This is a genomic window from Acidithiobacillus sp. TH-A36 (assembly GCF_057473445.1).
The window spans coordinates 1-11,513 of the sequence record NZ_JBYCKP010000074.1 but is presented as its reverse complement, the minus strand read 5'-3'; the positions used below and the strand labels follow the sequence as shown (position 1 = coordinate 11,513).

Sequence of the window (11,513 nt, the reverse complement as noted above, 5' to 3'; positions counted from 1 at the left end):
AAGAAGGTTGCTGTTTTCCTGAACTGCGCAGTCCAATACCCAGCATCCTCAATATTTCCCGATCACGGGTTTGCACATATTGGGCCACTTTTTCCTGGTCAGCGGCCGGTGGATTTTGAAACTCCACACCCAGAATGACGCCGGTAGCACCCGCAACATGATTGTCCACGAAACGAATAACTGCCGGCATGTGCAAAGGATCACTGTCGCGAATTTTAAATACCAACTGAGATAAAATTTCGCTGGGCTGAAAAGGCAGATCCTTGGGGCAGCGACTCATAATCCGGATTCCACCAGCACTGATATCCTGCATACGTCCAGAAACCATCAAGGCACCCTGACGATAAATTTCCACCTCATCGGGATCCTGTATAGTGGGAGGCACCCGAAAAAGCTGACGACGCTGTAACTGATAAATCGCATCGGGATAATTCAGAACAATGCCAGATTCTTCTTGACGCAATATTTGGCTCTGAAAACCACTGATTACCCCATCTACCCGGGAAAGTACCGTGACTTGCAAGCCAGCATCAATCTGCTTAGGAAAATTCAAGGGCACATCAATGTGTAATTCACTTTCCGACTTTATGTCCAGCAACAGCGTGTTATAACTCTGGATCTGGTCATCCAGCCATAAGGTACAGAAAATATGCTCCCGCAATAAATTTTCCAGGATACCTGATGCTTTCACCGAGGCTGTAACACGAAAACGTTCGGAAAACAGATGGCGACGCATTTCATGAATTTGTTCCGTCATAAACACCTGCTCTGATCCAGAATATGCATCATCTTATCAACACCCATGATAGCTGTCGTCAATGCTGGACTATGAATGAATTTATTGCCAGAGACCAGCCATATCCTGGAGGTCTATCGTTCGTACCGAACGAAGAACTGGCGGGATCAAGCAAGATTGCCAGGTAAAAAAGGCATTTTCTGGCGGTGGAGGCGAAAGAAGGTATCCCTGAATATAGCGACCACCAAGTTGTAGCCACAAATGAAGCTCATCAGGAGCAGCAATACCCTCTGCAACCAAATCACAGTCCGTCAGTTGGCTGAGCAGGTGACTGACTCCCGCCAATGCTAAAAATCGTCAGGCCAACCAGACTCGAAAAAACCAGCAAAATTGACATGACAAAAATACGCTGTCGTTTTTGAATGCGCCGCGACATCAGAATGAGCTTTTTCAATGGTTCCGGCATGACGAAATCTTCATCAGCCAAGTCCTGAGAAGGAGTAATCATCAGCACACCCCTTCTATGGATCGCGGCAAGCGGCTGGCAATATGAGTCAGGACTAATACTTCATCGACCCCACCGAGTTTTATTGCTTACTTGGGCATCCCAAATATCAAGCAACTGGATTCATCCTGGGCAATCGTGCGGGCTCCCGCCTGATGCATCTCCAGCAATCCCTGGGCACCGTCAGCCCCCATTCCGGTCATGATCATGCCCCAGGCATTTCGTCCAGCTACCTGAGCCACCGAACGAAACAGCACGTCCACTGAAGGCGGATGATGTTTGACTAAAGGTCCGTCAAAAACCATAACGGCAAAACGTCCTCCACTGCGGACCAGGCGCATGTGCTTACTATCGCACCTGAGAACTCAAGACTTTAACAGCTTGCCAGAGGGCATTAACGAGTGTTTCCGATGCCATTTATCTATCCATCCTGGATGGTTGTATCAAATTTAAAACGATCACCGATCAATACGGCACGGTGCCGATAAAACTTTAGGGGGAGCTAATACGGCTTGTGCTGCTTTCTGGATTGCCCCATGCTCATTCAAAAAAAGGTTGGAAGATTCCAGGGAAATGACTAATTGTTGTACCATCCATGTGCGAAGGATTGCGGTAACCAAATGAGCCAAAACTCCCAAAACTCGCTTCCCCCTGAAGACGATCAAGAACTGGTGGCGCGGCAGGCCATACTCGGTCGCCAGGATGAGATCATCGGCTATGAGCTTTTTGCGCGTAACGAAAGCAGCGGACCGCTGGAAGACCCCTTTCTTTGCTCGGCACGGGTTTTGATAAAAACATTCAGTGTCTACAATCTTGAAAGCCTGCTGGGCGGGAAACCTGCCTTCATCAATTTTACCAATAGTAACTTTGATGAGAAAAGCCTGGAGTTGTTTCCTGCTCGTCAGGTGATTCCTGAGTTCACCATTACCGAAGCACCCAGTCGGGAATTCCTCGGGCATCTCCTTCATCTGCAGAAATTGGGTTTTCGTCTGGCCCTGGACCGCTTCGAAGCCTCACCCTGGCACCTGGCATTACTCAAAATTGTTGACTTCATCAAGATCGACTGTTTTAGCAACGCCCCAGAACAATGGGAAGTCCGGGTCAGGCAAATTAAAAACTGCAAGCTTCCCCGACAACCGGCAATAGTTGCCACGCGCGTTGAAACCGCCCTTTTGGCGCGTCGCTGCTTCGAGGCGGGCGTCGATTACACTCAAGGCTTCTACTATATGGAGCCCGAAGTCGTCAAAGGGAAAGCCCTGACCTCCAATCAACATACCATTTTCGACCTGCTCAATTTGCTACTCGAAGAAAACCCTGTCTGTGATATTGAAGAAGCCTTCCACCGTGATCCGGGTCTTTCCTATCAGCTTTTACGCTATTTGAATTCTGCTGGAATGACTCGTGGTCAGCAAATAGAGAGTATCCGCCAAGCTCTTATTTTACTTGGTCGACAACCCTTGCAACGCTGGCTGACTTTGCTGTTGTTTGCCAGCAAGGGTACTCAAAAATCATCTGTTCTCGTTATGGCTACAACCCGCGCCAAATTTGCAGAAATTCTCAGAGAAAAATCTCCAGTCCTGGATGATCAGCCAGCTGCCCTTCATCGTAGCTTTCTCGCTGGCATGTTGTCTCTTCTGGATGTTTATTTAAAGCAGCCATTAGCCGATCTTTTGAGTGAACTGAAAATTTCAGATGAAATGCGCAAGGCTCTCATTAACCATGAAGGCGAGGACGGCGCAATACTGACGCTTATTGAAGCGGCAGAACATGGAGATCTGGACATGGTTAAAAAAATTGGTCAAACCCTGGCGTTAACGCTTGCCGAAATCACGGCTGCATCACTGGAATCGATGAACTGGTCTTCCAGTTTAAAATAATTACATTATATAGAATTGATCAATAGAAGGATGCTTACAATCATGCTCATTGAAGCTTTTTTACCTCAGCTAGATAAAGGAAATTGTCCTTCTCCATCGCAAAGTACATTAGCGCTCATGCAGTTGTTGCAAAAGGAAGATGCAAGCCTGGACGAAGCTGCGCGCCTCATTCGTCTTGATCCGATTTTGGTAGCGAAAACTATCAAGCTCGCCAATTCTCCCATATATCGCCCTACGCGTCCGATTGTATCTTTGGATGAAGCCTTGATGCGAATAGGTCTGCAAGTAGTAGTTCGCATGGCACTGGGCCTTGACTTAATCAATGGAAAGCTTTCTTTCGCTCCTGATTTTGATTTGTATCGTTTCTGGTCAGCCAGCTTATTACGGGCAATTGCTATGCAGGCCCTGGCGAAAGAAATGGGAAGCTGGCCCGCCGGAGAGATTTTTATTTTTGGTTTATTAAGTGAAATCGGCAGCCTGATGATGGTTTGAACAGCTCCAGAAAAAAGCACTATATTCAATAATGAAGACTTAAGTTTTGCCGAACAGAAAATTCTGGAAAAAAATGAATTCGGATTTAGTCGTCACGATTTAACCGCCGCCCTGATGCGGCAGTGGCGACTCCCGGAAACCATGGTTATGGCCATTTAAAGCTGCAATTCTGGTACTGATTTCGACCTTGAGCACGCATCCAATAGTGCGCCAGATCGGCTACATACGCTTATTCGTATTCTCGGTGCCGGACGTAATATCACTGAATGGGCCATGTCCCCAGCGTCTGATCGTAGCCTGGAAATCCTGCAGGAAAACATCAAAAGCTGGTAGATGAATACGCCGCACTTTGTAGCCATGATTCACCATGTACTCTCTGAGTGGGCAGATATCGCCGAAATTTTTGAATTACCGCAATATCCCCCAGGACTTGATAATCTGGAATCAATTCGTAATACATTAATGCGATCACAAGATGATCAAGAAGATATTCGCAACAAGCCACTGCTTCTGGTGGATGACCAGGCCGGAGATCGGGCGTTGTTACAACGCACCCTGGAGCCTGCCGGTTATCAAACTCTGCAGGCATTTTCTGCAGACGAAGCATTCACCATTATATATAAAAATGCTCTACGGATTATTCTTGCTGACCAGGCCTTACTTGTAGCGAAACGAAATGATCGAAGAAAATAGGCGGCCCGGAAGTGTTGCTGGAAGTTAAACATCTTACAGGCGTCCTGATTCGTGCGAACCAGATATTTACCGACAAGATATCCGGCAGTCACGTGAACCGCGAAGGCCTCCAGATGCTACGGCTCAAGGTAGAGGAAGGTGATGCCATCCTGATGCGGCAGATCCACCGATGACTTGTTGAGCCGCACTGGTATTATTCACACTTTTTTCCATCTTCTGGTTATTAACAATCCGTAATGCTGCTTTTTGACTTAATACCACAATGCTTACTCGTCTATTCAAGGGAGAGTCCGGCTCTTTTGGTACGTACAACACCGCCGATCCCATGCCGACTACTCTCAGTATTTTACTCTCATCCAGACCATTCTGGACCAGCACCTGACGAACAGCATTAGCACGTCCCGCCGACAGATTGAAATTACTGTAACCTTTGCCACCATTCGCATAACGTACGGCATCCGTATGCCCAGTAATGCTGATTTGATTGGGTAATTGATTCAAGGTTGGTGCAATGGCCTTAAAAATCGTCTGGGCATACGGCTCCAGGACAGTACTTCCATTTGGAAACATGGAACGTTTGGCACTATCGACCACCTGAATTCGCAAGCCTTCCGGAGTAATATTGATCAGCAACTGATGACGAAAAGCGGCCAGCGCAGGGTTGCCAGCAATTTGAGCTTCCAAAGCTTTTTTCAAATGCTCCAGGTTTTGGTGGTCCACCGCTTCTTCAGCTGTAATGATTTCCGGATTACTGGCAAGATTTTGCCGCTTTTCGCCGCGCTGAATTTCTCCAACAGTTTTCGTCAAATTTTTGCCGCCACCAGGCAAAATGGAATTGGAAGAACCACTACCGGGGCCACCCATCAAAGAAACCCTCTCAGGATTTTTAAACCACTGGGAAATACCCTGTAACTGCGCTTTGGTCGTGGAACCCAGCAACCACATCAGCAAAAAGAAAGCCATCATGGCGGTAATAAAATCAGCATAAGCAATTTTCCAGGCACCGCCGTGTCCTCCACCACCTCCTTTCTTGATGCGTTTTATGACAATAGGCTTATTTTTTCCCTCTTCAGCCATGACGTGTCATTTCCCCTTGAGCTCCCGCAAATGATTGTCCAACTCTTGAAAACTTGGACGTTCTGTCGAATATAAAACCTTACGACCAAACTCCACGGCTACCTGGGGAGGATAAGCATTCATAGTCGCCAGTAACGCCACCTTGATACATTCAAAAATTTTACCCCCCTCAGCTGCCCGATCTTCCAATCGCGAAGCCAAAGGCGACAAAACTGCATAACCCAGAAGAATACCCAGAAAAGTACCTACCAAGGCTGCTGCAATCAACTCACCCAGAACGGAAGGCGGCTTGTCTACGGAACCCATGGTATTTACCACGCCCATTACCGCAGCAACAATACCAAAAGCTGGCATTCCGTCTGCTGTACGAACCAGGGCATGAATAGGAATTTCCATCTCACGATGATGGGTATCAATATCCACATCCATAAGATTTTCCATTTCAAATGCGCCAAGATTTCCGCCAATCATCAGGCGTAAGTAGTCGGTCAAGAACTCCATTACATGATGATCCGCAACAATACGCGGATATTTTTTGAATAATTCACTGGCCGCTGGATCATCAACATCGCCCTCAATAGACATGAGCCCACCCTGGCGAATCTTACTAAAAAGTTCATTGAGCAAACTGAGTAGTTCCATATAAATGGCTTTGTTGTACTTTGATCCCTTGAAGGCTAGCGGAAGAGATTTGATGACAGCCTTGAAAGTACGGGGAAAAGTCGCCGCAAAAAAGGCTCCAAAAGCACCGCCGCCAATCATGAGAAGTTCATAAGGCTGGATCAGCGCAGTGATGGCACCGCCTTCCAGCATGAAACCACCAAAAATGGCACCCAGTGCAATCACATAGCCAATAATCAGAAACATGCGTTAAATCCCACTATTGAACAACAAAACTGGCAAAATAAACGGCCGCTATGGGAGGATTCTTTTCTGGTACCGGTTTAGCCAGAGCGCCGCCATCTGTTTCCAGCACTTTATTAACCTGCTCTCTAATTTTTTGCAGGAGTTGATCACGCATCGCTGGCTGGCTGACCGTATCGGCATTCTGAGCACTTAATAACAGTAAAATGCCATTACGGATTTCAGGCATATACGATTTGACCGAGGCTTCTACCGAAGGCTCATAAGTTTTCAGCTGAATCTGAACCTGTATGTAGTGCGTATTGCCATCTGCACTTTGTAAATTGGTTACCAGGGAGCCAAGGTCAATGAACTTGGTGTTCTGGAGTTTTTGTTGAGCCTGTTGTTGGGCGATTTGTGCAGGGGTGGGAGCGGAAGTGGATCGCATCATGAACCACCAGACAGCAGCACCACCAACAATCACCAGCAACACAATGACTGCAATCAACATTATAATCAGTTTACTTTTTCCTGCTTTTTCTGTCATGGCATCCTTGCCTATATCTATTTCTCAATAATGTAGAATTTACCCAGCAAGCATATCATCAAAGTCTATTAACCTGGAAAAACGGACATCTTCATCTCTCTGTTCTCCGTGTACAATAGACCACTCCAGTCGCAAATCCTCAATGATCGGCTCGCAAGCGTAAAGCGACTCCAGATCATTGAACATATTACAGTGGGCCAATTTGAGAAGCAGGTAACGATACAATCGGTCCAGGCGCACAATCACTGCTTTTTGTGTTTCTTCTCCTAAATGCAGAAGCAGATGTTGTACGAGTTGTTCGGCGCGTTCTACTGCCACACGTTTGGCCACATAATCACGGTGATCGAGGGCGTTCTTGATGCGCAGCAAATAGGCTACAACGCCCTCCAGACCAAGTTGCATCAGTGAAAAATCTGTTTCCTGAATTGAATCCAGAGTCTGGTCACGCGCAGATCGCTTTGATGTATGGTGCATAATGAATCTCCCACCCCGTAATAAACAGGATAACGGCACATCTCAGGAAAAACTTAAGGATGCATTTCCAACAAAGACTTGAGCCGGAAAAATCGAAAAATGGCATGGCTTTTGCTTTTAAAATCTCAAACGGAGGTGAGCCATGACTTCACGATCACAAACTGAAACATACGCGCATCAAAATAGTGCTTCTCAAGTTGACAGCAGCCCCTATCTGGCTGATCTCGTCAATTTTTATGAGGCATGGAAATCATTCTGGCAACTTTGGCTACGCGAGCACATGCAAGGACGCCCATTACCTCGAAAAGCTAAGCAGGACGTACTGCAATCCCTACATACACCGGAATCGCGGGTCCCGGAAGGACGTCGTGTGTTTTGGCAGGGTCTGCAGAAAAGCTATCACAACATCCTGCAAAAACTGCAAGATCACAATTTCAATCAGGAACCTGCCAGTGATTTATTTGCGGTGATGAATGCCGCCGAGGACCTTGAGCGCCAATGTTTTGACGAAATTGTGGCATTCAGTAGAAATTTGGGGGAGGTGGATCCACTCACTGGCCTGCTTAATCGTCGCCGTATGGAGGATGACATCTGTCGCGAACAGGCCTTGGTTGACCGTGGTGCTCATGCATTTATTGCCATGCTCGATGTTGATCATTTCAAGGTATTAAATGATCGCTTTGGACATGTGAACGGCGACCTTGTCCTGAAGGAGCTTTCCCGACGTTTGCACTCTGCATTGCGCCCGTACGATGGATTATATCGCTACGGTGGCGAAGAGTTTTTGGCTATATTTCCGCAAATGCATAAAAGTTGCGCTCTGCTTACTGCCCAACGACTTTGTCAAAAAATCGCCTCTGCCTCCTTTCCGCTGGAAAAACACGCCCCTGTTCAGGTGACCATTTCCATTGGAATAACACCCTTGCTGCCTAATGTGCCATCCCATGAACGGGTTGTTATTGCCGATGCAGCACTGTATCAGGCCAAACATGAAGGTCGAAACCAGGCTTGCCTGCTGCCTTGACCTTTCCTTTTTTCCACCAAGTCATTACGATAGCTTTTGAGCGTAGCAAGAATCCAAAGGCATTATCAGCATGACCCACAAAACTCCCTCAGAAATTGCGCGGGAAGCCTTTACCCGCCTTATGGAGCTTGGTTTATCACCGACCCCCGAAAATTATACGCAGTGCTATCATGAAATTTCAGGAGCCCATAGCACCCCCGAAATGAATTGGCAAGATCTTATGCGACGCTTCTCTACGGAATGGGAAAGATCTCAATCGGGTTTATCGCATCTTCAAAAAATACTGGCTAAAAACCAGCTTCTGGAAGAAAAAAATAACAGCACTCTGGCCATAAAACTGGATCAACTTCTCCAAAAATGGGAAAAACTCTCCACACGACAGGTAAAGATCAGCCCCAAAGAAATTAATGAAAATGCTTCTGAAGATGTAAATTGTGAGATCTGGCAGAAGTTATTCAGGACGGTTATCCGGCATTCCATACGAGACCATGACCAGTCTAGCACCTTTCTTCTGGAGCAACTGGATGGACTTCTTAAGGAAAACGAAATTCAACCGGATGCACTGTTTCCTTTAGCCAGAGACCTTTTACATCACCAGCAGGAGCTGGACGAAAAAGAAATAAAAATACGCAAGGGGTTACAGGAACTTTTGCAACTACTGCTGCGAAATGTTGCCGACCTGACTGAAAATGATGCGTTTTTGTCTGGACAAATGGATATTGTGCGGCAGGCCGTGCAAATTGCCGATAATCACGAAGAGCTGGATTTGGCGATCAGCAGGGTGAAAGAAGTGATTTTTCAGCAAGGAAAGCTGAAATCTGAGGTCAGAGAAGCCCGCGAGGCCATTCGTGATCTCGTGAATCTGGTGCTGATATCTGTCGAAAGTATGGCCGGTGAAAACGGACGTAATCACCAGCAATTGGAGAGCCTGGCCAATGAACTGGATAGCGCAACAGATTGGGAGCAAATACGAAAAATTGTCAGTGAAGTCTTGAATACCAGCAAAAACATTACTAAACAATCCATTGAAGCAAGAAATACCTTGATCCAGGCAAAAAACCGTCTGAGCGCTGCCCAAGAAAAAATTCGTAAGCTGGAAGAAGAAATGGAATCTATCAGTCAGCTGGTTCATGTAGATCCTCTCACAGGAACATTAAATCGGCGGGGGCTGAGCGCCGCCTTTGCTCGCGAATCCGCCAGAGCCCAGCGACTCAAACAGCCGCTGACCGTCGCCATTGTCGACCTTGACCATTTCAAACAGGTCAATGACCGGCATGGACACGATCTGGGTGACCAGGTGTTACAGGGAATGGCTAAAATTTTACAGGACACATTGCGAGCCAATGACGTCATCACCCGTTACGGAGGTGAAGAATTTGTCATTTTGATGCCCGATACAACCCCAGAAAACGCATTGGATATTCTGGAGCGTGTGCAAACCCGACTGGGACGGCAGTTATTTCAGACTCAAGACCAGCCACTGAAAATCAGTTTTAGCGGAGGAATCAGCCTCTGGCAAAATTCCTGTAGTCAGGAACAAAGCATAGCTGCCGCCGACAAGGCCATGTATCGTGCTAAAACAGATGGGCGCCAGCGCATTTATCTGGCCGATCAGGCAAACTCGTCCACTTGATGACCCGGCTCCCCCTTCTTGCGCTTCAGGGTTTTGGGCGACTTTGAATTTTGCTTTTGATCCTGACTGACAGGACGCAAAGGTTGGACTGGTTGAGTGCCGGTTTCTACTGGACGAAAAGGAATATCAGCCATCTGGGTGCTCCTTATTCCGCATAAAAACTTTGGAGTCGTCCTTCAATGAGTTTCGGATTTTCTCCTTCCGCAATGCTGACCAGACCTTCAATAATCATTTCCCGCAAATAATTCTGCTGGTGAACAATACCCTTAAGCTTGCTGGAAACAGGCAAAAACAGCAAATTGGCAGAGCCTACCCCATATATCGTGGCAACAAAGGCAGTGGCAATACCTGCTCCCAACTTTGCAGGATCGGCAAGGTTTTCCATCACGTGTATCAAACCCAAAACTGCACCAAGGATACCTATGGTCGGTGAGTAGCCACCCGCTGACTCAAACACCCGCGCCGCCTGACGTTCAATCTCCGAGCGGGAATCCATGTCGACTTCAAGGGTAGCACGGATTTTGGCAGGCTCTGAACCATCCACTAACATCTGCAGACCTTTGCGCATAAATGGATCAGTGACGCTTTCCAATAATCCTTCCAAAGCCAGCAAACCATTTTTGCGCGCTGTATTACTCCATTCCAGAAGCTCTTGAATGATCGGCTGCGGATCTGTTTTGGGGGGCAAAATAATCCACGGCAGCATTTTCAAAGAACGTACAAAAACCGGAAGCCGATACTGCACCATCACCGCCCCCATGGTGCCTCCGATGACTATAATAAAAGCCGTAAGCTGCAAAATGGAGCCCAGCTTACCGCCCTCCATAAATTGCCCTAAAAATATCCCGCCAAAGGCCACTACCAGACCTATTATTGTCAAAAAATCCATGTAGCACCCATTTTACGGAGCATCATTCCAATCACCCAGATTACTGCGCAAACGCAAAATGGCCTGACGCATAATCTGGCTAACCCGGGATTCTGTGACTTCAAGCACGATGCCGATTTCTTTCAGGGTCAACTCTTCCTGATAATAAAGGGCTAATACCTGCTGCTCCCGCTCGGGAAGACTTTTTATACCACCTTGAAGATCTCGAGCGAATTCCGCCGAACCCAATATGGCTGTCATGTCAGGGGTTTTATCGCGCAAATAACGACCCGCAAAAACATCCTGATCCGCACTTAAATCTTCCAGATAAACAATTTGCCCACCCGTATCCTGCAAAGCAGATTGATAGGTTTTGAGATTCCATCCCAGCGCAGCGGCAACTTCCTCTTCTTCAGGAGCGCGACCCAATTGCTGTTCAAGGCGAGTAATGGCTTTGCGTATAGATTGCTCCTTGGCCCGCGCACGCCGGGGAAGCCAGTCCTGGTTACGTAGCTCATCCATAATACTGCCACGGATACGCAAACTGGCATAAGCTACAAAAGCCTCACCCGCACTGTTTTCCTGCCCAGAAAGAGCATCCATCAAACCAATCAATCCCGCCTGAACCAAATCTGCCAATTCAATATTGGCCGGCAACCGCGCCCACACCCGCTGGGCAATACGCTGTACCAATGGTGCGAAACGGGCGACATCTGCACTCATTGCAACTGATGGATCAGCGGC

General features: G+C 47.3%; 15 protein-coding genes. 5 read left to right on the top strand and 10 right to left on the bottom strand.

All coding sequences use genetic code 11. From position 1 onward, the window contains the following. From AC2VLY_RS01880 to AC2VLY_RS01870, 3 genes are all read right to left on the bottom strand, one after another. A partial coding sequence (locus tag AC2VLY_RS01880) for a flagellar brake protein (protein ID WP_486921683.1) occupies positions 1-757 on the bottom strand: 757 nt, incomplete at its 3' end. A gap of 280 nt (positions 758-1,037) precedes the next feature. Further along, positions 1,038-1,244: a hypothetical protein gene (locus tag AC2VLY_RS01875; RefSeq protein ID WP_300249563.1), complete on the bottom strand. Its 207-nt coding sequence runs from the start codon at positions 1,242-1,244 to the stop codon at positions 1,038-1,040. A gap of 86 nt (positions 1,245-1,330) precedes the next feature. Then, the gene (locus AC2VLY_RS01870) at positions 1,331-1,582 is read right to left on the bottom strand and encodes a chemotaxis protein CheB (protein WP_193650676.1); all 252 of its coding nucleotides are present in this window, start codon (positions 1,580-1,582) and stop codon (positions 1,331-1,333) included. A gap of 279 nt (positions 1,583-1,861) precedes the next feature. Here AC2VLY_RS01870 and AC2VLY_RS01865 point away from each other — a divergent pair, with 279 nt between their 5' ends. The 3 genes from AC2VLY_RS01865 to AC2VLY_RS01855 all read left to right on the top strand — a co-directional run bounded on the left by AC2VLY_RS01865 (position 1,862) and on the right by AC2VLY_RS01855 (position 4,303). Beyond that, positions 1,862-3,118, top strand: a complete 1,257-nt coding sequence (locus AC2VLY_RS01865) for an EAL and HDOD domain-containing protein (protein ID WP_300249568.1) — start codon at positions 1,862-1,864, stop codon at positions 3,116-3,118. Positions 3,119-3,160: 42 nt separating this feature from the next. Continuing rightward, positions 3,161-3,610: an HDOD domain-containing protein gene (locus AC2VLY_RS01860; protein WP_486892056.1), complete on the top strand. Its 450-nt coding sequence runs from the start codon at positions 3,161-3,163 to the stop codon at positions 3,608-3,610. A gap of 333 nt (positions 3,611-3,943) precedes the next feature. After that, on the top strand, positions 3,944-4,303 hold the full coding sequence (locus AC2VLY_RS01855; protein WP_486892057.1) for a hypothetical protein: 360 nt from the start codon (positions 3,944-3,946) through the stop codon (positions 4,301-4,303). A 123-nt stretch (positions 4,304-4,426) separates the two neighbouring features. On the opposite strand, the gene motB is transcribed toward AC2VLY_RS01855, so the two are convergent. From motB to AC2VLY_RS01835, 4 genes are read right to left on the bottom strand one after another with little or no spacing between them, the layout of a single operon-like run. Further along, complete coding sequence (gene motB / locus AC2VLY_RS01850) at positions 4,427-5,380, bottom strand: flagellar motor protein MotB (protein ID WP_193650673.1); 954 nt, start codon at positions 5,378-5,380, stop codon at positions 4,427-4,429. Positions 5,381-5,386: 6 nt separating this feature from the next. Continuing rightward, on the bottom strand, positions 5,387-6,247 hold the full coding sequence (motA, locus tag AC2VLY_RS01845; RefSeq protein ID WP_193650672.1) for a flagellar motor stator protein MotA: 861 nt from the start codon (positions 6,245-6,247) through the stop codon (positions 5,387-5,389). Positions 6,248-6,260: 13 nt separating this feature from the next. Then, positions 6,261-6,770 carry a flagellar basal body-associated FliL family protein gene (locus AC2VLY_RS01840; protein WP_486892058.1) on the bottom strand — a complete coding sequence of 170 codons (510 nt, stop codon included), beginning with the start codon at positions 6,768-6,770 and terminating at the stop codon, positions 6,261-6,263. A 39-nt stretch (positions 6,771-6,809) separates the two neighbouring features. Further along, positions 6,810-7,244 carry a flagellar protein FliS gene (locus AC2VLY_RS01835; RefSeq protein ID WP_300249579.1) on the bottom strand — a complete coding sequence of 145 codons (435 nt, stop codon included), beginning with the start codon at positions 7,242-7,244 and terminating at the stop codon, positions 6,810-6,812. A gap of 142 nt (positions 7,245-7,386) precedes the next feature. On the opposite strand from AC2VLY_RS01835, the gene AC2VLY_RS01830 reads away from it, so the two are divergent. After that, positions 7,387-8,268, top strand: a complete 882-nt coding sequence (locus tag AC2VLY_RS01830) for a GGDEF domain-containing protein (protein WP_486921682.1) — start codon at positions 7,387-7,389, stop codon at positions 8,266-8,268. A gap of 70 nt (positions 8,269-8,338) precedes the next feature. Continuing rightward, positions 8,339-9,901: a sensor domain-containing diguanylate cyclase gene (locus AC2VLY_RS01825; protein ID WP_486892060.1), complete on the top strand. Its 1,563-nt coding sequence runs from the start codon at positions 8,339-8,341 to the stop codon at positions 9,899-9,901. Here the strand turns inward: AC2VLY_RS01825 and AC2VLY_RS01820 are convergent. From AC2VLY_RS01820 to fliA, 3 genes are all read right to left on the bottom strand, one after another. Continuing rightward, entirely contained in the window at positions 9,880-10,035 is a 156-nt protein-coding gene (locus tag AC2VLY_RS01820) for a hypothetical protein (protein WP_193650667.1), read from the bottom strand. The two genes, AC2VLY_RS01825 and AC2VLY_RS01820, sit on opposite strands and share 22 nt — an antisense overlap. 11 nt (positions 10,036-10,046) lie before the next feature. Further along, positions 10,047-10,790, bottom strand: a complete 744-nt coding sequence (locus tag AC2VLY_RS01815) for a flagellar motor protein (RefSeq protein ID WP_486921681.1) — start codon at positions 10,788-10,790, stop codon at positions 10,047-10,049. A 12-nt stretch (positions 10,791-10,802) separates the two neighbouring features. Continuing rightward, on the bottom strand, positions 10,803-11,513 hold a 711-nt coding region (gene fliA / locus AC2VLY_RS01810; protein WP_486892061.1), incomplete at its 5' end, for an RNA polymerase sigma factor FliA.